The sequence below is a fragment of the Paenibacillus sp. sgz302114 genome (genome assembly GCF_056120345.1).
The window spans coordinates 343902-364844 of sequence record NZ_JBVYOI010000004.1 but is presented as its reverse complement, the minus strand read 5'-3'; the positions used below and the strand labels follow the sequence as shown (position 1 = coordinate 364844).

General features: G+C 51.8%; 21 protein-coding genes and 2 riboswitches. Of the genes, 6 read left to right on the top strand and 15 right to left on the bottom strand.

The window, feature by feature from the left end; genetic code table 11:
- Positions 1–103 precede the first annotated feature (103 nt).
- From AC0LWF_RS13785 to AC0LWF_RS13775, 3 genes are read left to right on the top strand one after another with little or no spacing between them, the layout of a single operon-like run.
- Positions 104–1186: an endospore germination permease gene (locus tag AC0LWF_RS13785; protein WP_474652098.1), complete on the top strand. Its 1083-nt coding sequence runs from the start codon at positions 104–106 to the stop codon at positions 1184–1186.
- Positions 1179–2558 carry a spore germination protein gene (locus AC0LWF_RS13780; RefSeq protein WP_474652097.1) on the top strand — a complete coding sequence of 460 codons (1380 nt, stop codon included), beginning with the start codon at positions 1179–1181 and terminating at the stop codon, positions 2556–2558. The genes AC0LWF_RS13785 and AC0LWF_RS13780 overlap by 8 nt, the downstream gene beginning before the upstream one ends.
- Positions 2559–2578: 20 nt before the next feature.
- Positions 2579–3670 carry a Ger(x)C family spore germination protein gene (locus AC0LWF_RS13775; protein WP_474652096.1) on the top strand — a complete coding sequence of 364 codons (1092 nt, stop codon included), beginning with the start codon at positions 2579–2581 and terminating at the stop codon, positions 3668–3670.
- Positions 3671–3695: 25 nt separating this feature from the next.
- On the opposite strand, the gene AC0LWF_RS13770 is transcribed toward AC0LWF_RS13775, so the two are convergent.
- The 12 genes from AC0LWF_RS13770 to gcvH all read right to left on the bottom strand — a co-directional run bounded on the left by AC0LWF_RS13770 (position 3696) and on the right by gcvH (position 13826).
- Positions 3696–4529: an alpha/beta hydrolase gene (locus AC0LWF_RS13770; RefSeq protein WP_474652250.1), complete on the bottom strand. Its 834-nt coding sequence runs from the start codon at positions 4527–4529 to the stop codon at positions 3696–3698.
- On the bottom strand, positions 4495–4896 hold the full coding sequence (locus tag AC0LWF_RS13765) for an epoxide hydrolase N-terminal domain-containing protein (RefSeq protein WP_474652095.1): 402 nt from the start codon (positions 4894–4896) through the stop codon (positions 4495–4497). The genes AC0LWF_RS13770 and AC0LWF_RS13765 overlap by 35 nt, the downstream gene beginning before the upstream one ends.
- Positions 4897–5022: 126 nt before the next feature.
- Complete coding sequence (locus AC0LWF_RS13760) at positions 5023–5640, bottom strand: TetR/AcrR family transcriptional regulator (RefSeq protein ID WP_474652094.1); 618 nt, start codon at positions 5638–5640, stop codon at positions 5023–5025.
- A gap of 97 nt (positions 5641–5737) precedes the next feature.
- Positions 5738–6481: an SDR family NAD(P)-dependent oxidoreductase gene (locus AC0LWF_RS13755; RefSeq protein WP_474652093.1), complete on the bottom strand. Its 744-nt coding sequence runs from the start codon at positions 6479–6481 to the stop codon at positions 5738–5740.
- 174 nt (positions 6482–6655) lie between these two features.
- Positions 6656–6889 carry a hypothetical protein gene (locus tag AC0LWF_RS13750; protein ID WP_474652092.1) on the bottom strand — a complete coding sequence of 78 codons (234 nt, stop codon included), beginning with the start codon at positions 6887–6889 and terminating at the stop codon, positions 6656–6658.
- A 171-nt stretch (positions 6890–7060) separates the two neighbouring features.
- On the bottom strand, positions 7061–7747 hold the full coding sequence (locus AC0LWF_RS13745) for an ankyrin repeat domain-containing protein (RefSeq protein WP_474652091.1): 687 nt from the start codon (positions 7745–7747) through the stop codon (positions 7061–7063).
- A 191-nt stretch (positions 7748–7938) separates the two neighbouring features.
- Complete coding sequence (locus AC0LWF_RS13740; RefSeq protein ID WP_474652090.1) at positions 7939–8781, bottom strand: SDR family NAD(P)-dependent oxidoreductase; 843 nt, start codon at positions 8779–8781, stop codon at positions 7939–7941.
- Positions 8729–10147 (bottom strand): glutamine synthetase family protein, encoded by a 1419-nt coding sequence (locus AC0LWF_RS13735; protein ID WP_474652089.1) that lies wholly within the window; start codon positions 10145–10147, stop codon positions 8729–8731. The genes AC0LWF_RS13740 and AC0LWF_RS13735 overlap by 53 nt, the downstream gene beginning before the upstream one ends.
- A 3-nt stretch (positions 10148–10150) precedes the next feature.
- Entirely contained in the window at positions 10151–11635 is a 1485-nt protein-coding gene (locus AC0LWF_RS13730) for an NAD-dependent succinate-semialdehyde dehydrogenase (protein WP_474652088.1), read from the bottom strand.
- Positions 11577–12413 (bottom strand): gamma-glutamyl-gamma-aminobutyrate hydrolase family protein, encoded by an 837-nt coding sequence (locus AC0LWF_RS13725; protein ID WP_474652087.1) that lies wholly within the window; start codon positions 12411–12413, stop codon positions 11577–11579. Before AC0LWF_RS13725 ends, AC0LWF_RS13730 begins: the two co-directional genes overlap by 59 nt.
- A gap of 128 nt (positions 12414–12541) precedes the next feature.
- Positions 12542–13459, bottom strand: a complete 918-nt coding sequence (locus tag AC0LWF_RS13720; protein ID WP_474652086.1) for a lipoate--protein ligase family protein — start codon at positions 13457–13459, stop codon at positions 12542–12544.
- Positions 13440–13826: a glycine cleavage system protein GcvH gene (gene gcvH, locus AC0LWF_RS13715; RefSeq protein WP_474652085.1), complete on the bottom strand. Its 387-nt coding sequence runs from the start codon at positions 13824–13826 to the stop codon at positions 13440–13442. The genes AC0LWF_RS13720 and gcvH overlap by 20 nt, the downstream gene beginning before the upstream one ends.
- Before the next feature lie 202 nt (positions 13827–14028).
- Positions 14029–14132, top strand: a riboswitch (glycine riboswitch).
- Positions 14133–14135: 3 nt separating this feature from the next.
- Positions 14136–14247, top strand: a riboswitch (glycine riboswitch).
- A gap of 122 nt (positions 14248–14369) precedes the next feature.
- Between gcvH and gcvT the strand changes: the two genes are divergently transcribed.
- Genes gcvT through gcvPB form a run of 3 tightly spaced genes read left to right on the top strand, consistent with a single transcriptional unit; the run spans position 14370 to position 18342 of the window.
- The gene (gcvT, locus tag AC0LWF_RS13710; protein WP_474652084.1) at positions 14370–15473 is read left to right on the top strand and encodes a glycine cleavage system aminomethyltransferase GcvT; all 1104 of its coding nucleotides are present in this window, start codon (positions 14370–14372) and stop codon (positions 15471–15473) included.
- Positions 15474–15517: 44 nt separating this feature from the next.
- The gene (gene gcvPA / locus AC0LWF_RS13705) at positions 15518–16882 is read left to right on the top strand and encodes an aminomethyl-transferring glycine dehydrogenase subunit GcvPA (RefSeq protein ID WP_474652083.1); all 1365 of its coding nucleotides are present in this window, start codon (positions 15518–15520) and stop codon (positions 16880–16882) included.
- Entirely contained in the window at positions 16879–18342 is a 1464-nt protein-coding gene (gene gcvPB / locus AC0LWF_RS13700; RefSeq protein WP_474652082.1) for an aminomethyl-transferring glycine dehydrogenase subunit GcvPB, read from the top strand. Before gcvPA ends, gcvPB begins: the two co-directional genes overlap by 4 nt.
- Positions 18343–18441: 99 nt before the next feature.
- Here the strand turns inward: gcvPB and AC0LWF_RS13695 are convergent, their stop codons facing one another.
- The 3 genes from AC0LWF_RS13695 to AC0LWF_RS13685 form a co-directional block, all read right to left on the bottom strand.
- Positions 18442–19011 carry a dihydrofolate reductase family protein gene (locus AC0LWF_RS13695; RefSeq protein WP_474652081.1) on the bottom strand — a complete coding sequence of 190 codons (570 nt, stop codon included), beginning with the start codon at positions 19009–19011 and terminating at the stop codon, positions 18442–18444.
- A 25-nt stretch (positions 19012–19036) separates the two neighbouring features.
- On the bottom strand, positions 19037–19342 hold the full coding sequence (locus AC0LWF_RS13690) for a YolD-like family protein (RefSeq protein WP_474652080.1): 306 nt from the start codon (positions 19340–19342) through the stop codon (positions 19037–19039).
- A 171-nt stretch (positions 19343–19513) separates the two neighbouring features.
- Positions 19514–20926 carry a VOC family protein gene (locus tag AC0LWF_RS13685; RefSeq protein WP_474652079.1) on the bottom strand — a complete coding sequence of 471 codons (1413 nt, stop codon included), beginning with the start codon at positions 20924–20926 and terminating at the stop codon, positions 19514–19516.
- Positions 20927–20943: the final 17 nt, after the last annotated feature.

Here is a 20943-nt window from a genome sequence, read left to right as displayed (position 1 = left end):
GTTCAACAATAGGCTTCCTCACGGGAAGCCTATTGTCACGGCATAAAACAGGTGTAAATTGGAAACTTTAACTAAATGATCATTAAAGAAGGAACTGATTGATTTGAACGACAAAATAACCACTTTCCAGTTATCTTTGCTGCTGATTACGTTCATCGGAATCTCCAACCACGTCATCCTGATTCCCATCTTGCTGGATACAGCGAGCCGCGACGCCTGGATCTCAGTATTAGCAGCTATTATCCCTTCGATCCTTCTTGGCTTGCTGTATGTATATATCTACAAACATATTCCAGCTTCTCTCTCCACCTGGGTGAAAGAGAAAACAAATACGATGGTTTGGTTTATTTTCACGCTTGTGTTTTCCGTATATTTCTTGACGCAGGCGAGCATCAGCATACGGGATACGATCGTGTGGTCCAATTCGTCCTACTTGACCTATACGCCGCCATGGGTAGTCGGCCTATGTCTCATCGGCATTTGTTATTTTACGGCAAGAAAGGGACTGGCCGCAATCGCCATCACCAATGGCATCCTTCTGCCCTTTATTATTATGGCCGGCTTATACGTCATGACTGTGAACTTTCAATATAAGGATTACGGCTATTTATTTCCTGTTTTCAAAAACTCGGCTCAATCCATAGCAACAGGTTCTTGGTACACGACATCGGGGATAACGGAAATCTTCCTCGTGTTCTTCCTGAAGGACGATGTCCAAGGGAAGCTGTCTCGAATCAACTTCAGTCTGATCGTTCTTATGTTGATCGAGCTGACATTAGGGCCATTGACAGGCGTAATCGCCATGTTTGGTCCGTTCGAAGCTACGCTGCTGCGATATCCGGCCTATGAGCAGTGGCGGATGGCGGCAATCGGAAGTATGTTTGGTCAAACCGACTTTTTGTCCATTTATCAATGGCTGGCAGGCGCGTTTATACGAATTTCGTTAGCCATGTACATCATCCAGACCCTTTGGGTGAAAAAATGGAAGCATCCCGAAATTGTGCTTATTCTAATTTCGCTGCTGCTCCTTGTCATCAATCTGCTCAAGCTATCAGACGTGCGGTTTCACAACCATGTGAAAACCTACTACACGAGCTCCAGCATCTTTTGCGGTTTCAGTACCATCGTAATCTTAATTTGCATTTGGACAGGAAAGAACAAGAAGGCGGTGAAGAAAAATGGCTAGCATTAGCGAAAGAGAAATACGGTTGTTATTCGAAGACTGCGGCGATGTGAATTTCGAGGCGAACGGCGGCTTTCTATTTGTTTTCTGCCAAGGTATGGCTAACCGTGAGCAAATCAATGAAATCAGCATACGAGGTGCAGAAATTTGGTGTCAGCACCCCGTAACCATAACATCGCAATGGAAGAATGAGCTCGCTTCTTACGTGTTTAACGGGAACTTGCTTCTTTACGAATTAGAAACGGGTTGCTTCTACACGCAATACGTCGCGGACCCTCCCCAAAGAACCACGGAAGAGTCCGTCACGGAGACATCTGCGAAAGGAGCGCGCGACGGATTTACCGAAAGCATCATGACCAATCTGGCATTGATCCGTAAACGACTGGGAACCCCAACACTTAAAGTGGAATCTTACACAATCGGCGTCCGGAGCCAGACCGGTATCAAATTGCTTTACATCCAGGACATTGCCAATAAAGAGACGATCGACGAAGCAAGAGCAAGATTGCGGAAAATACAGATCGATGCGCTCATTACTAGCTCGCAACTAGAGGAGGCCATTTCGGATAAGTCTTATACGGTGCTGCCTCTTATCGACAATACCGGACGACCCGATTTTGCCGCGGAGTGCTTGATCAGCGGCCGTTTCGTAATTTTGCTTGACGGCTCGCCGCTAGCCATTATCGCCCCCATTACGCTTACATCGCTCATCAAATCGCCGGAGGACGGCTATTTCCGCTCGGTGCTCAGCTCTTTTCAACGTTTAATCCGATTTGGCGGCTGGTATTTGGCCTTGTTCTTACCCGGATTCTACATCGCGCTGATCGGATACAATTTCGAGCAGGTGCCGCTTCCTTTGTTAGCTACGATCGCATCCAACCGCATTGGGCTACCGCTATCGCTTCCTTTCGAGACGATTACCGTGCTCGTCTTGTTCGAGTTGTTCAAGGAAGCCGGGCAGCGGCTGCCCAAATCGGTAGGGCCAACCGTAACCGTCGTCGGCGGTATTATCGTAGGCGATGCTGCCATACGAGCTGGCATCACGTCACCTGCAGTTACTGTCGTAGCTGCAACCACCGTTATCGCTGGATATACGCTGGTGAACCCCACGCTAAGCGGTATCGTCTCTATCGTCCGTATCGGAATTATGATTATTTCCTCGATCCTAGGAATGTTCGGTTTCTTCATGTCCATCTTCTTTGTCGTCGCCTATTTATCCGATCTCAAATCGTTCGGGGTTCCGTACCTCTCCCCGATCGCACCGCCATCCTGGAAGGATCTCACTGGGGCGTTGCTGAAGAAACCGGCGAATAACATGAGAAAACGGCCTCAGAACCTCCATTTGCAGGACGATACGAAGATGAAGGACGAATAACCATGAAGCGGGCTTTGAGGATGGCTTTGGTCTACTGCATTGTGTTATCCCTTTGCGGCTGCTGGGATGTAAAGAACATTCAATACTTCAACTTCGTCAACGTGATCGGAATTGATTACGTCGATGGAAAATATAAAATTTATGCGCAAATCAATGACCTGACAACGATGGCGAAGCAAGAAGGCGCAGCACAAAGTCCTAGACCTGTCGTTATTGGAACTGGAGAAGGTGAAAGTATTGGAATGGCTATCTTTGATCTTCAAAAGGAAAGTCAGATGCGAATGGACTGGACGCAGAATAAAGCTTTAATATTTAGCGATCGCGTTCTTGCCAAAGGAATCTTCGAGATCCATGATGAATTAATGCGAACACGCGATCAACGCTATACGCCATGGGTGTTTGCAACGAATGAAGATCTTGCTAAGATTCTTATCACAATGCCGATCACAGGAAGCTCTTATGTATCCACGCTGTATTACCAGCCCGATCTCTTATATAAGCAGCTGCAATCTTCCTTTGAGCCGATAAAATATCAGCATTTCATCCGATCTTCAAGAGAGCCGTACGAGACGACCTTGCTTGACCATGTAAAGCTAACTAAAAACTGGAAAAAAGGCCATAAACCGTTTACGCTGCCAATCGTGGATGGCTTGGTCGCATTAAAGGATGGCAAGAGCGAAGCCAGATTCAACCGTGAAGAAGCAACCGGCGTGAAATGGTTAAAGGAGAAGACGCAGCGCGGTCTTCTCCCTATTAAGGATGATCAAGGACACTTCGTTGGAACTGCCGCTCTGAAGAACAATAAAGTGAAGAAAACAGCCGCCTATAAGAACGGCAAACGATTTGTTATTCTAAATATCAGCATGGACGCGGGTCTCCGAGAACAGAGGCAGCCGAATGGATTAGAAGAAATGAATAAGCTGCTCGAGAAGAGTCTATACGACGAGATTATGAAAACCTATGAGGTAGCCAAGCAACGATCCGTTGATATTTACTCCTTGAACGAAATCTGGTATCGCAAAGGTCTAGCCGTGAGCGACGAGATTCCAGGAATTGAGGTGCATGTCAAAGTTAAGCTTATGGCTACAAGCATGCTCGAGCTAAGGGAGTAATGGGACTCAGATCCCAAGAGCTAAATTAGCGCAGTGACCTGAGTCCATTGCGTAGTTCTTCCACAGAGAGCGTCGGCTGCTCCCATGCCGCGAAGTGTCCGCCCTTGTCGAGCTTGTTGTAATAGATAAGATTCGGATACGCCTGTTGTGTCCAGCTCTTCGGCGCTTCATAGACCTCGTCGGGAAACACGCTTACGGCAACGGGAATGTTGACACCTTTCATGCCAAAGAACGAATATTTATTCTCCCAGTATAGGCGTGCCGAAGAAATCGGCGTATTCGTCAACCAGTAGAGCGTGATGTTGTCGAGAACATCGTCTCGGGAAAGGCCCTCTGGTTGTCCGTTGAATGCTTTAGTAATCAGCTCCAGGCTTTTCGCGTCATGGTCCAGCATAAAGGCGGCCAAACCAATAGGCGAATCTGCGAGTCCCGTAAGCGTCTGCGGGCGCGTTCCCATCATCAGGGCATATCCATCATGCTTGTAAAAGAAGTCCAGCTGCTCGCATGCGCGCTTTTCTTCGCCTGTCAGACCAGGCGGGCAGCCCTTGCCGGCTTGAATCGCCATCTCGAGCTCGGACGGAACTACAAAGGGCAAGTTGGTATGAATGCCGATCAGTCCACTAGGCTGTTGGATACCCATTACGTCTGCTATAATGGCGCCCCAGTCGCCGCCTTGCGCCACATACTTCTTGTAACCAAGCCGATTCATCAGTTCTCCATAAGCATGAGCAATGCGGTCAGGGCCCCAGCCAGTCGAGGTTGGTTTGCCCGAAAATCCATAGCCAGGCATCGACGGAATGACGACATCGAATGCATCCGATGCCTTACCGCCATAGAATGAATTGAATGTCCTCCCCATCAATATTGGTGACGAACATCGGCAAAGCGTTTAACTTGGACTCAAATTTGCGCCAATTGTAATCGTTCGCCCAATAATGGGCTAGGTTCTTCATCGTTGCAAGCTGCGTGCCTTGCGTTTGATCAGACACCGTTTCTTTGTCAGGCCATCTTGTCGCAAGTATGCGCCTACGCAAATCGGTAAGCTCCGCATCCGGAATATGTACCTGAAAAGGTCGAATAGCTTTCGAATCCGCTGCGGATTGTTGAGGGGCTCTATACGAATTCGCGCTAACCGTTTGCGTCATCGGGCCGAAAGTCGTAAATTGCTGGGATAAGGCTGCAAGCATTGCCAAACAAAACCAGATCTTGCTGATGTGTGAATTCATATAGTTGTAAGCTCCTTTCAGTAAGGTAAGGGTTATCCTTATCATTAGGTTACAGTGCTTTCTTTACTCCGAACAGGAAAAAAGGAACAAAAAAAGCCGCCCATAATCGGCGGCAATGTTAATAATTCAGACGATGAACGTACGGATATGAGCGAGCATGGCATCCAATACCGCTTCGAGCGGGCTCGTCTCCTTTCGAACTTGAGTAAGAAGAAGTCCTCCTTGAAGCGCAGTCAGTAACGCCAGCGCGAGATTGTTCGGGTCCGCATCGGCTCTCAGCTCTCCGCGGTCATACATCGTGCGAATTCCTTTGCGTATAGCAAGCTCCCACTGCATAAATCCAGCTACGAGCTCACTTCGAGCTGCCGGATCTGTATCCGCCAGCGCACTGGCAAGCGAGCCGATCGAACAGCCTCCTTGGTATTGCCGTTCAATCTGAAGCTTCACAATCCCATCACGCCATGCTCGGAGCGCCTCCATGCTGTCCAAATGGCTCAGCAGAGGCTCCTGGGCATCCAGTACCTGTTCGGTCTGATACACAATGACCGCCAATACGAGCTCCCGCTTCTCCTTGAAGTAGTGGTAGAGCTGGGAAGCGCTGACTTTGGCCTCCCGCTGCACGTCTTCCACGCTTGTACCGGCAACTCCGCGTTCAAACATCAATTTGGCCGCGGCGGCGACGATACGCGCGCGTGTCTCTTTTCCCTTTTTCGTCAGCTTCTGCTCATGTGTTTTGACATCCATTATATTTTCCATGCATGTAGTATATCAAAAATGGAATTTACAATCCAGAATACTACCAACTTAGATGAGTTCTAAAAAACGGAGAAACTATAAACAATTAAACTGCGGTTTGTCCACCGTCGACGGCAAGGTTTGAGCCGTGAATGAAGCTGGCACGATCCGTCGCAAGGAAGACGACAGCCTCTGCAATCTCATCCGCTGAAGCAGGACGGCCTGCCGGTGCTTGGGCAGCAAGTTGATCAAGACCTTCCCCCATTGCGTCAGTTCCTTCCGTGCGCGTAGGACCTGGGCTGACAGTATTGACACGGACGCCGCTTGAGCCGTATTCGGCCGCCCACGCTTTGGTAAGCAGGTTGATCGCCGCTTTGCTCGAACCGTATAAACTCATTCCAGACATTCCGTAATCGGCAAGCATCGTCGAAATGTTGACGATTGCCCCCTTGCCCCTTTCCGCCATCAGCGGTGCCAGTTCGGCGACTAAAAAATATGGCGCTTTGACGTTCAGTGCGTACACCTGATCAAAGTCATCCTCCGTCGTTTCATGCGTCGGTCCGAACGGGAAGACTCCTGCATTGTTGACAAGAATGTCGACTCGACCGTTACCCAGCTCGACTGCGCGCTTCGCCAGTCGTCTTGCGCTCGACGCGTCGAGAAGATCCGTCTGCACGAAATCTGCCTTTCCTCCCGCAGCGCGGATAGCCGCAACCGACTGTTCGCCACGATTCGCATTGCGCCCCGCAACCATGACATGGATGCCTTGTGCAGCGAGCTGATTCGCAACTGCCCGACCAATACCGCTTGTTCCTCCTGTAATTAGTGCTGTAGTTTGTTTCGTATTCATATTATCCTATCTCCCTTCATTTTTTGGAGTGTTCAATCCAATCCATGAGGCTCATACTAACAAACGGATTTTGGATTGTCAACTCCAAAAATGAATGGGGCTGTCCGAAATTTAAGACAAGAGCAAATAGAAATGCAAAAACCGCGCAGAGCGCGGTTTATCGTAAAAGGATATTCATTTCCATTTTTCTTTCATTTGTCTCCTCAAGTCGGCGTTCTCCAACCGTAGCTTCTCGAGCTCGCTTCTTACCGCGCGCATCAAAGAATTCAGCCCGAATCCGATCATGAACAAGATTAGACCGAGTATGGATATCGTTCCTGCGGCTGCTAATTCTAATAAAAAGAAGACGATACCAAGTGCGATTAGAATGAACGAAATGATTTTGGCGCTTCTTAACGAGTCGTACATAGATGATGCCACTCCATTCAAATGACGCCATTTCTTTTAATGTATTCGCTTAAATTGATTTTCAATATTCTATGTACATAAAATAAATGTGTGTCCGCATACCCTTGTTGCCATTGCTTCAAAATAATTGCAGGTGCAACTATACAACGATAGGTCGCTCAATCACTTTGTTTACTGAGCTTCAAATAAAAGCAGCACTTTTGTCCGCTTGTTTAGCTCAGCCAATGCTTTCGGTGAAATTCCGTGTTTGTTTACTTGATTGCAATCTGCCCCGAATTGCAGCAGCATTTCAATTTGTTCCAGCTTATATTTTCGCTGTATCGCTTGATGAAGGGCTGTATTGCCATACGAATCGGCATAGTCAACATTTGTACCGTTCTTTAGGAACCATTCTGCTATCTCGAATTTTTTCCAATTGAACGCTTCGAGAAATACGGCATCTTCAATTACTGCTCCGTGCTTTTTAAAGCGATTGGCCGCCGTAACATCGTTATACCATGCAATCGCAAACATGCAGTGATTCGGGTTTGCTCCTTCGTTCAGCAGATAGGTGTAAAGCTTCTCATTTCTTCCGCGTGTATATGCGTACCAGAGCGGGGTAGCAGGGAAGAATCCGCATTTGTTATCCGGAATTCGGTGAACGCCATTCAATTCCATGCCACTTGCTAAGAGCAGTTTTACAATTTGAAGAATCGCATCCACTTTCCGTGGATCATCTGAGATATCGAGTCCGCACACGTAATGGAGCGCATTCTTGCCATCTTCCTCTGACCATTGCAGCCACTTAGGTTCTTTTTGCAACAGCTCTTTGATGACCGCAACATCTAGAGCTTTCAATGCTCGAATGTATTTGTTCATGATCCATGACAACTCCCTTATAGATGCGCATTCTGATCATACCTACACTGATTCACGGTTACCTCCCATAAATCCTTTTTCTGAGATAGAAGGATGCTACCTGCAAAATTAATGCAACTCAAAAAAACAAGCCCCGATAAAGGGACTTGTTTTGTATTTCTTAGGGCCTTTAGATCACCAGCAGCAGCAGCTTAAAAATAATTGCACGTAATTCCGCCGTCGATATTCAGAATCGCGCCGTTCGTCCAATCGGATTCATCCGATGCGAGGTAGATTGCGCTGTTCACGATATCCTCCGGCAGTCCGAAGCGACCACTCGGCTGGCGGTTCAGGCGAATCCGCTTCGCCTCCTCGTCCTTGAGGAGCCATTCAGTAAGCAGCGGCGTCTCAATCGGACCGGGACAAATGGCGTTGCTGCGCACGCCATAAGGGCGGAACTGAATCGCGAGCGATCTCGTCAATGACACGATCGCTCCTTTAGAAGCAGTATAAGCATCCTGCGGCACCGAGCACCCCATGAATGCGACGAACGAAGCGATATTGATGATCGAGCCGCTTCGCCGCTGCACCATATGCGGGATGGTGTGCTTGCACATGAGATAAGTCCCTTTCACGTTCACATCCATCACCCGGTCCCATACCTCGACCGTCGTATCGATGACGGAGCCGTCCTCCGCCGGCATAATGCCAGCATTGTTGTACAGCACATCGACAATACCGAAGCGCTCCACTGCCAGGCCGACCGCGGTCCGCACGCTTTGCTCATCAGCGACGTTGCACTGGAAGAAAGCTGCCTCCCCGCCTTGCTCCCCGATTGCGCCGGCTGCTGCCTGCCCCGATTGCTCGTTCACCTCGAACAAGGCGACCTTCGCGCCTTCTAGGGCGAACATTCGAGCCGCCGTCAGTCCCATGCCGCTGCCTGCGCCGGTTATGATACATACTCGATCCTGCAAGCGTCCCATCGCAGCCATCTCCTCTCCATCACCCTTGTTCAAAATACCGCATCCGTTCCCAGTCGGTGACGAATGCATCATATGCCTGCTGCTCCACGCGGGCCATATTGTAATAGTGGTCCGTCACCAGATCGCCGAATGCGGTACGCACAAGCGGGCTTGCTTTCCATGCCGCCATCGCTTCATTAAGCGATGCCGGAACACGGGGCAGCCCTTCGGCCGCATAAGCGTTTCCTTTCCATTCCGGCGGTGGTTCGATTCGGTTCTCGATGCCATGCAGACCCGCAGCGATCATGGCCGCATAGGCGAGATACGGATTCATATCCGCGCCGGGGATGCGGCTTTCGATCCGCAGACTTTGCCGGTCGCCGACAATGCGCAGCCCGCTCGTCCGGTTGTCCCGGCTCCAGACGATGCTCACCGGCGCCCAGCTCTCGGGCGCGAACCGCTTATAGGAATTGACGGTTGGGGCGAAGAACAGCGAGAAGTCACGTGTGCAGGCCAATATTCCACCGAGAAAATACCGCATTTTCTCCGACATCCCATACGGCTGTTGGTCCGGGTCATTGAACAGATTGCTCTCCCCTTTATGATCCCAGACACTAATATGGATATGGCCGCTCGATCCTGTCCAGCTATGATGAGGCTTTGCCATAAACGTAACAGAGCAGCCCTGCTGAATACATATTTCCTTGATTCCATGCTTCAGGATGGCGTGCCGATCAGCCGAGGTCAGCGCATCCGCAAAGCGCATGTTAATCTCATGCTGTCCGACAGCCGCTTCCCCCTTCGTCGATTCAATGGGAATGCCCGCCGCATTCATGCTGCTGCGGATGAGCCGGTACAACGGTTCGTTGCGTGTACCCTGCAGCAAATTATAATCCTCGTTGTAATGTCCTGCGACGTTCATATGCATCGTGCGATAGCCGTCCTTATGGAGCTGCTCATACGTATCCCGGAACAGAAAGAATTCCAGCTCGCTCGCCATCATGATGCGGAAGGAGAGCTGCTCCGCCCGCTTAAGCTGCCCATGTAAAATCTCTCGTGGAGAAACGGCGATCCGGCTTCCTGTATGTTCATCTTCGACATCGCAGAGAACGAGCGCAGTCTTCTCCTGCCAAGGAATGATACGCAGAGTACTCCAATCCGGCTTCGCCAGCCAGTCGCCATATCCGTTTTCCCAGTTCATCAGCGCATACCCGCTGGGCGTATTCATCTCCATATCGGTGCCGAGCAAATAGACGCAGAAGTGGGTTCCTTTCGTCAGCCCGCTGGCTAGACAATATTCACCGGTCAGCCGTTTTCCCATTAATCGGCCCTGCATATCGCAAAAAGCGAGAATCAGCGTGTCGATTTCACCGGCTTTCATCGCTTCTTCCAGCTCCGCTCTGGTGATAAGTCCGCCGGACCCTGATCCTGATTCGGTCCTCTTCGGATTGTCATCCATCGGTCATACCCCCTTGCCCTCCACGAACAAATTGATATATTTCAGCTCCAGATAGTCGTCCAGTCCGTGATGCCCGCCTTCCCGTCCCGTCCCGCTCTCTTTGATTCCGCCGAAAGGCGCCTGGGGGACGCTGAGCGAGGTTCCATTCACGGCGACCATGCCGAATTCAAGCTGCTCGCACATCCGGTACACTCGGCTCACGTCGCGGGTGAACACATACGCCGCCAGCCCGTACGGCGTCGCATTACACCTAGTAATCACCTCGTCTTCTTCAGTGAATGACACAATTGGTGCAATCGGCCCGAATATTTCCTCCTTCATCACGTCCATTTCTTCATTGACGTCCGTCAGTACAGTAGGCGCGTAAAAATGTCCATTCGCAAATTTCTCTTCCAACAAGCGGTACCCGCCAGTCTGTATCGTAGCCCCCTTCGTCTGGGCGTCGGTTACAAGTCTATCGACTCGTAGCAACGCCTCCCGGTCGATCAGCGGACCGATGTCGACGTCCGGCTCATCGCCAGAGCCGACTCGAAGCAAGCGGGTTTGTGCGACGATTCGCTCACAAAGCTCCTTACGAATCGCCTCATGAGCATAAATCACATTAATGCCGTTGCACACTTGCCCGCAATTTTCAAACTTGTTGCCAACGATCGACTCCGCCGCCCGCTCAACGTCGGCATCGGGGAAAACGATGACCGGCGCGATGCCGCCAAGCTCCAGCGACAGCCGTTTCAGCCCCGCCGCCGCCCGCTCCATAATCGATTTGCCCACTTCAGTCGAGCCTGTAAAGGAGATTTTGCGGACACGGGCATCCGATAAGAACACGTCGCTAATCGCTGCTGCGCTGCCGGTGACTAGATTCGCGACGCCACTTGGAATGCCGGTATCCATCAGCAGCTCAACTAATGCGACGGCGATCAACGGCGTCTGGCTCGCGGGCTTGACGACGATCGTGCAGCCTGCAGCCAATGCAGGGGCAGCTTTACGGATAATCATCGCAGCGGGAAAATTCCATGGTGTAATCATCCCGACGACGCCGACCGGCTGACTCCAAACCATAATGCGCTGATTGGGGCGGGAGCCGGGTATCGTCTCGCCATAGACGCGCTTGCCTTCCTCGGCATACCAGCGGATAAACTGCACCGACCCTTCCAGCTCGCCCGCTGCTTCCTGGACCGGTTTTCCTTGCTCCCGCGACATTAAGCGCGCGAGCGCATCCCGTTCCCGCTCGATCCGATCCGCCCACTGGTTCAGAAAAGCTCCCCTCTGCATCGCAGTCAGCCGCCCCCATCGGGGCAGCGCGTGCGATGCGGCATCGACGGCTCGAGCGGCAGCCTCGCGGTCCCCTCTCGGAACTCTGCCGACCGCCTCGCCTGTTGCCGGATTGTAGACGGTTATGCTGCCTAGCGCCTCTGTCACTTTCTTCCCGTTAATCCATTGGCAGTTCCATCTGTCCAAATCCAGTTCCAGTTCCAGTCTCGGATCCATCTCCTCGTTCCCCCTCGTCAAGGCTACCGCTCCTTCCGTTGATTTGATCAATCAGCCAGCGGAACGGTATTAGTCCTTCGTCATCGTGGACGGCCATCATCTCAGGATGCCATTGCAGAGCGAGCACGCCCGGAGACCCAAGATGAACGATCGCTTCGACAATACCGTCCTCAGCGACAGCAGCAGCAACAAGACCATCCCCGAGTCTTCGAACCGCTTGATGGTGATAGCTGTTCACTTTGACTGCGTCCGTTCCATATAACCGCCGAAGCTCCGACGTAAGCAGCTTCACCCGGTGCGCCTTATACCAACGTGGCGCGCGGGCGTACTGATGCGCGAGCACATCCGTCGAGTGATCCGCTACGTCCACATACAGCGTGCCGCCAAAGCTGACATTGAGCAGCTGCATCCCTCTGCATATGGCTAGAATCGGTTTTTTCTGCCGAAGCGCCTCTTCAATCAATCGCAGCTCGAACCGGTCACGCTCGGGCGCAATGATCCCGCAGCGCAGATCGGGATTCGCCCCATACAGCTGCGGATCGACATCCTCTCCGCCGGCCATAATGAGGCCGTCCAGCGCCTCTACAATTCGCCCGCAAGCTGAAGGGTCGCACGCGAGTATGCCAACCGGCGCGCCTCCGACCTTCTGCACAGCATGCATATAATCGTGACCGATCACGCCAAACCCTTGTCCGGGCATGCCGCGGAACGTCCCGCCTACTCCCTCCTCGCCGGCGACATGATAGCCCGTAATGCCGATAAGCGGCATCGTTCTCATCCGATCTCCCTCCTTCTCGCTTCATTTTATTCCGAGCCAGTGGGACAAATGACCAAGCAAAACGAAACGACCTTCGTCCAATGGAATTTAGGACGAAGGCCGCTTAATCAGCTTTTTATTATTTATAACTATCTGCGATAATTCCAACTATCCGCTCCATACTTCTCGCTGGTGAGCCGCCTCGCCAGCTCCAGTTCGCCTTCGGTTAGCTGACCGTTCATGAGCTCAACCTTAAGGCCTTCCGCGAAGCTCTCACGGAATACTTCTTCAAGACGCTGTATCGAGACGGTCGGCAGCTCCCTCCGTCGCAGACGATCGTTGATAGAAGCTGCTTTACGGCCAAATAGACTCCGCATCCGCTGCTTGATGTCCGGACTTCCGAATCGAAGCACGGAGAACAGCTTCTCGTCATCTAGCTCGAGCAGAATCGAGCCGTGCTGCAAAATAACGCCGGAACTGCGCATCTGTGCACTGCCGGCGATTTTGCGTCCGTCGACAAGCAGCTCGTACTTGGAAGGCGCGTCAAAGCAGGCTGCGGTAAGCGGTTTCCGAGCGGAAACGCGCTCGCTCCCGCTATCGCTATTACCCTCCTGCTCGCCAACCTGTCCCGTCATCGCCGCATCCAGTCCCAGCTGTCGAACGCCAATCAACAGACCGCTGCTTAACACGGCGCTAGCTTCCGCGACATTCGCCGGCATGCCCGGATACCGTTCGGAGACGACGATGCTGTATGTCAGCTCTTGATCGTGCAGGACCGCTCGTCCTCCCGTCGATCGGCGGACGAAACCCAAGCCATGCTGGCGAAGCGCATGGAAATCGACTTCCTTCTCCGCCTGCTGAAAGTAGCCAATCGATAGAGACGCCGGGTTCCAACCGTAAAAACGTACCGTCGGCGGTACAGCGCCTTCTCGGTGTGCGATCGAGATCGCCTCGTCAATCGCCATGTTTTCCGCAGGAGATCGGTTTCCTGTATGCAAGAACCGCCATGGCAACCGATCATAGCCGGAATCTTGCCGCAACCGCCCGTTATTTATTAAAGGCTTCATACTGGTCGGCGCTGAGCAGCGTGTTCACGATATCGGCTGCATCGCCATCGATCTCGACTTCGACGATCCAGCCTTCGCCGTACGGATCCGAATTGACGAGCTCAGGCGCATCCAGCAGCGCTTCGTTAATCTTTTTCACTTTTCCCGTTACCGCACTGTACAGATCGGAAACCGTTTTAACCGATTCAATGGTCCCCATCGGCTGTCCCGCATCTACCTCTTGGCCAATCTGCGGAAACTCGACAAACACGATATCGCCTAATAGATTTTGAGCATAATCGGTAATGCCGATCTTAACAGTCCCGCTTCCTGCTTCCGCCCATTCATGCTCCTTTGTATAGCCTAATCCTGGCTTGACTAAGCTCATCTTAACTTCCTCCCGAAATCGTTATGAAACGCTCCGTTAGACACGCTAAGCGTAATAGAGTAATTAAACCTGTGTCAATATACCTGACAAATGTACCTGTAAATCGACTTTTTTCATTAACATCTTCTTCCTTGGGCGTGTATATCTTAATGTAAGATGGTAGGCACTCTAGCCATACCATATAAGAAAACCGAATAAGCGGATGATGGTAACGGGAGAGACCGCCATTGGACTTATAGCGGCGGCGCCGAAGGGGTAAGCTTCGCAGGAAGTGAATCTCTCAGGCAAAAGGACCTTTACCGGACGCATCTCTGGAGAGCACGTGCGAGGACGGTTACCGCTGCCTCGGCGTCACCCACGGGGAAACCTGAACGTATGCGCCTTCTTCGTTCGGGGCAACTCTCAGGTACAAAGGACAGAGCAAAGAGCGAGTACGGGCAAGCGCAGCCAAGCTGTGCGTTCGTAAAGCTTTTTGCTGCTGTCTTTTTTAAATTCAAGGCGTATAGGGCTTAGTCTTGCATTCTCGTCTAGGAGGGCAACGAAATGGCAATCGACCTGAAGAGAACGCCGCTTTATCCGCTCTATGCCGATTATTCCGGTGCGCGGTGCATCGATTTCGGCGGTTGGGAGCTCCCTGTTCAATTCTCCGGCATTCAAAAAGAACATGATGCGGTGCGTCAGCAAGCTGGACTCTTCGATGTATCGCATATGGGTGAATTTTTTGTCACTGGCCGCTTCGCCGAAGCCTTTCTCCAGCATATAACCACGAACGATGTTTCGAAGCTGGTTGACGGTCAGGCGCAGTATACGATGATGTGCTACCCGGACGGAGGCGTCGTCGATGACCTGCTCGTGTACCGGATAACGGCAGATCATTTCATGGTTGTCGTCAATGCCGCCAATATCGACAGTGATTTCGATTGGATGCGCGAGCATCTGATAGGCGACGTTATACTCGACAATAAATCGAGCGAGCTTGCCTTGCTTGCGCTGCAAGGGCCGTCAGCAGCCGCAATTATGGCTTTGATCTCGGAGCAATACGATTGCGATAAGCTTGCTCCGTTCCGCTTCGCGTCCGCGGTTTCGGTCGGCGGAGTCCAATCTCTCGTTTCCCGTACCGGATATACCGGCGAAGACGGCTTTGAAATCTATGTGTCTGCCAATCAGGCGCAGCATGTGTGGCAGTCGCTGTTTGCTGCGGGAGCAGCATTCGGACTCCAGCCCGCCGGTCTTGGCGCGCGAGATACGCTCCGGTTTGAAGCCCGACTGCCGCTATACGGTCAGGAGCTGTCCGCTCGGATTTCGCCGCTCGAAGCAGGTCTAAGTCCTTTTGTGAAGCTTGATAAAGGCAACTTCATCGGCCGCGACGCGTTGGTTAGGCAAAAGTCGGACGGCGTGCCCCGCAAGCTGGTCGGCATCGAGATGATCGACCGCGGCATCCCCCGCAGCCATTATCCCGTCTGCACGGCCGATGGCACACCAATCGGCGAGGTCACGTCAGGCACCCAATCCCCTACGCTGAAACGGAACCTCGGTCTTGTGCTAATCGAGTCTGGCTACTCCGGGATTGGAACGGAAGTTTGGGTCGAGATTCGCGGCAAGCTGCTCAAGGCCGCGGTCGTCAAAACCCCTTTCTATAAACGATGATCAAGATTAACGCCATTAAATACTCGATTTAAGGAGAGTGCGTAATGACGAGACCGCACCGATACATCCCGATGACCGAACAGGATAAAGCCGAAATGCTGGCCGCGATCGGCGTTGCCAAGGCCGATGATCTCTTCCGCGATATTCCAAATGCGATCCGTTACCGCGGCGTCCTGCCGATGTCGCCTGCACTGGATGAAATTTCACTGCTTACCCATATGAAAGAGCTGGCCGGACGCAACACCGATACTGGGAGCTGCACCAGCTTCCTCGGTGCCGGCATTTATGATCATCATATCCCGGTAATCATCAACCATATGATCTCTCGCTCCGAATTTTATACCGCCTATACACCTTACCAGCCGGAAATAAGCCAAGGCGAGCTGCAAGCTATTTTCGAATTTCAATCCTATATTTGTGAATTGACGGGCATGGCCGTTGCAAATGCAAGCATGTACGACGGCGTGACGGCGCTGTCGGAAGCAGGCGCATTGGCAGCCGGTGCGACCAAACGGCGCGAGCTTGTCGTCTCCCGAACGGTTCACCCGGAAGCTCGAGAAACAGTTCGAACGATGGCGCGGGGACTTGGCCTCGATATCGTTGAGGTTGGCTATTCCGCAAGCGGCGTCACCGATCTGGCGGCACTGCAAGCAGCGGTTACCGTCAATACGGCTGCGGTGCTTGTTCAATCCCCTAACTTCTTTGGCTGCCTGGAGGACCTTGCCGCGATCGAGCCGGTCATCCATGGCGTCAAAGGGCTATTCATCGTCAGCGCCAATCCGATTTCGCTCGGACTTCTCGAAGCGCCGGGCAAGCTCGGTGCCGACATCGTCGTCGGCGATGCGCAACCGCTCGGCATACCGCAATCGCTCGGCGGACCGACCTGCGGCTTCTTCGCTGTCGCTGAACCGCTGATGCGCCGGATGCCAGGCCGAATCGTCGGCCAGACGAAGGATATCGATGGCAAGCGCGGCTTCGTGCTGACGTTGCAAGCGCGCGAGCAGCATATTCGCCGCGAGAAGGCAACCTCCAACATATGCTCGAATCAGGCGCTGCTCGCTCTATGCGCTTCGATTTACCTGTCTACTTTAGGCAAGCAAGGCCTTATTGATGTGGCGAATCTGAATCTCCGGAAGGCGCATTACGCCAACTGCCAGCTTGCCGACCAACACGGGATCAAGCTTCCTTTTGCCGCTCCTTTCTTTAATGAATTCGTCATCCGGCTGCCGGAAGATGGACCATCTGTGAGCGAGATCAACCGACAGCTTCTGAAGTTCGGCATCCTCGGCGGCTATGACCTCGGTCTGGCTTATCCGGAGCTTAAAGGGCATATGCTGGTTGCAGTGACGGAGAAACGAACGCGCGAAGAAATCGATCAATTTGCGAGCAGATTGGGGGAATTGGCATGAACAAGGCGGAAAAGACGCTCATTTTTGAACTAAGCAAACCGGGCCGTATCGCCTACTCGCTGCCGGCGTGCGACGTTCCTGAAGTAGAGGCTGCCACCTCCATTCCAGCAACGATGCTCCGGCAAGTGCCCGCTCAGCTTCCAGAGGTTTATGAGGTCGACGTCATTCGCCATTACACAGAGCTTTCAAGGCGGAACTTCGGCATCGACAACGGCTTCTACCCGCTCGGCTCGTGTACGATGAAATACAATCCGAAGATTAATGAGGATACTGCTCGGCTCAGCGGATTTGCCCACATCCATCCCTATCAGCCGGCAACTAGCATTCAAGGGGCACTTGAGCTTCTTTATACGCTGCAGAACGATTTGGCCGTGCTGACTGGCATGGATCAGGTATCGCTTCAGCCCGCTGCCGGCGCGCATGGAGAGTGGACCGGACTCATGATGATCCGTGCCTATCATGAGAGCAGGGGCGAAAAGCGGTCGAAGGTGATCGTTCCCGACTCCTCGCATGGCACGAACCCGGCAAGCGCGACGACCGCTGGGTTCGAGACGATAACGATTCAATCGGATGCGCGCGGCATGGTCGATCTGGATGCCTTGCGCGCGGCAGTCGGCAGCGATACTGCCGCGCTCATGCTAACGAATCCGAGCACGCTTGGCCTATTTGAGGAGCACATTCTTGAGATCGCGCAAATTGTCCACGAGGCCGGGGGGCTGCTTTATTACGACGGCGCCAATTCCAACGCCATTATGGGCATTACCCGCCCCGGCGATATGGGCTTTGACGTCGTTCACTTGAACCTGCACAAGACGATGAGCACCCCGCATGGCGGAGGCGGACCAGGAGCGGGACCTGTCGGTGTCAAAAGCATGCTGGTTCCATATCTGCCGAAGCCGATCGTAGGCATTCATAGCGACGGGACCTATTATTTTGACTATGACCGTCCTGAATCGATCGGTCGGGTCAAAGCGTTTTATGGCAACTTCGGCATATTAGTTCGGGCTTACACGTACATCCGCACTTATGGACCGGAAGGGCTGCGCCAGGTGTCCGAATGCGCCGTGCTGAATGCCAATTACATGATGCACCGCCTCTCATCCCATTACGAGATTCCTTATCCCGGCGTCTGCAAGCATGAATTTGTCATGTCCGGGCGCGGCTTGAAGGTCTACGGCGTCCGGACGCTCGATATCGCTAAGCGGCTGCTCGATTTCGGCTACCATCCGCCGACGATTTATTTTCCGCTCAACGTCGAGGAAGCTTTAATGATCGAGCCAACCGAAACCGAAAGCAAAGAAACGCTCGACCACTTCATCGATACGATGATACAGATCGCCGAAGAAGCGCGTACGACTCCCGAACTCATCATAGGCGCCCCTTACGGCACAGTCGTGCGCCGGCTAGACGAGACGAACGCAGCGCGCAAGCCGATATTAAACTGCTCATGCGGATTATGAATGTATTTTCAAATAAAAACATAAGGGTGCCGGTTTGAGACGGCAGCCTTGTGTGTGGAACGAACTTTTCTTGTTAGTGGAACAGCTTGTCCGGCACGGCTATTTCTCCAACTCATAGCGTGCCGCGATAATGCCCGAATTGAACGTTCGGCTGGACAGCAGCTTGAGCTTGAGTTTCTCACCGCCGCCGTGGAATGCCGATTTGCCGCCGCCCAAGATGACCGGACAAATCGTCAGCAGGAATTCGTCGATCAATCCGAGCTCAAGCAACGTCTTCGCCGCCCCCGGGCTGCCGAAGATAACGAGATTTTTACCAGGCTGCTCCTTGAGCGCATTGATTTGCTCAGCGATATTGTCCTTGATCAGCATCGTATTGTTCCATTCGACAGTGTCCATCGAGCTGGAAATGACGACCTTTTTCACATCCTGTATCCATTTGGCATGCTCAATACCGTGCGTCGACGCATTCGGATCGTCTAGTACCGTGGGCCAATAACTCTCCATCATTCGATAGGTCGTCCGTCCGTATACGGGAGAGCCGACTTCGGCTACAACCTCCTCGGCGTATTTCTCTAATTCTTCGTTATACGGAATCCAACCTAGTCCTCCGTTCGAATCGGACGCATACCCATCCAGCGACACATGCATGAACAATACGAGTTTTCTCATGTTTGCTTCTCCTTCGATTTCGAATTTAGATCTGTTTTTCGGAATTCGCTTTAATAACGTCCTCGATATTAAACCATTCTCCATCGACTAAGAACTGCCTTGTATAGGGATTGATTTTATCAATCACGCCAATAACGCCACAATCTTCAAACTCATGATACAGGCGCAGACGTACTGTGCAACGCAATCCTAATGACTCCACCAGCACGTCCACAATTTTATCTCGATCTGACTGCTCTAAGTTTGGTTTTTGTCGTCGATATCGATTTCGGAAGTTGAGGCTGACTTGGTGTGCCTGTTGTTCAATTGATTCCAAATGAGCGTTGTCCATAATGATCACCCTTTATGAAGTGGTGATTCCATTATAACAGAACAAATGTTCTAGTATCTAGACTTTTTTCGTCACTCGAATGACATTTACTTTGACTGATAAGTCGTTTGATCCAAACAAAAAAGGATGGTGTATTCCATCCTTTTTATCGCCAAAAGCAATCATGAATATTCAACTAATCTGGGCCGATTTCACCGTCACTGCGCTTCCAAGATCGGCGCCGATTCCTAAACGGAAGCGGGATGAAGAGAAGTCACCCTCACACTCGAATCGGGGATCGCCATTCACGTTAACCCATGTACGATTTGCATCCATGCCCCATTGCACCGTGGAGAAACCATCTGGCAGCGTCCCTGCCTTTTCAAGCCAGATTTCTTGTTTTGTCTGAGGGTTACGGAAGCTTAAATCTCCATTCGAATGGAACTTAACTTGCGCCGATAATCCGCCGTACAAAATAAACGTATTCATATCGCTGCGCAAAACTGTCTCAAATGTAAATGGAGCAGTGAATTCAGCGGTCGTCCAAGCATTGCCCCACTGTTCGTTCTGCGTAAGCCATAATCCGTCGCTTTTTAAGCACGGGTAGCAGGACTGGTCCGGTATTAGCGTGTCCACCTGAACCCCTCGAAGAAATACGGGAAGCCTTGGAAGTTTATCTTGTTCCGAGAGCGGTTCCATGGAGAATGATTTTACCGTAACCAGCCCGTTGTCACTCCCTATGCCGGCTTTACCCGAAATTTCACCGAAGTAGCCCTCCTGCGTATGAAACAGTTCTCCGTTCACCTTCACTTCCATGCGGCGCTCATACATCGTCCATTCCACGCGCAACCATTCTCCAGTAGGAATAGCGCCTTTAGTTAAGTAACCGAATTGCTTGTGCACCTTCGGATGAGTAACATAGAACTCTTCTCCGGAACCATGATTGGCTGATGGGCCATAATTAAAAGTAAGCTGACCATGAGTGCCGTATTCCAATCGGAGACACCCGCTTTCGATCCGTACTGTCGTTTCGATTCGCATCGGTGTCGACATTGCATTCTCCGAGTATGCACGACCTGTCAGTTCGAGACCATCCTTCGTTTCTACGCAATGATACGACGAAGAACTCGGGTAAAGCCAAGTACCGCCACCGTCGTAGCGTGTTTGAAGTTGCGTCTGAGACTCCACTTCGCCATTCTCTTCCTTGCTGCCAGGGTTGCCACAAACCATCAATAAGTTTTTGTCCGGATCGCGAATTGTAAAAAATGCCATTCCGGGGTATTCTTCAATTTCCCACTCAATTGGGATTCCTTGCTTCTTGATAAAACGATAGGTTGCATGTACGTCCGGCGAATTGAACATCAGAATGGGCCGGTCTTCTCTGCTCAGTCCACGATCAAACCCATGCTGATCGAGTACAAAATCAGATCCGCCATCCATTTGGATGGCATGCACTTTGTCAGTCGTACTTGACCGTTCCGGCATCCCGAACAACTGATGATACCAATTGACGGACTTCTCCATGTTGCTGACATGCATAAAAACACCGCCGATTGTGTTCGCTACCGGATGAACGGTATGCTGCGTACTGATTGTTTCCTTCATCGATATACCCCCCTGGG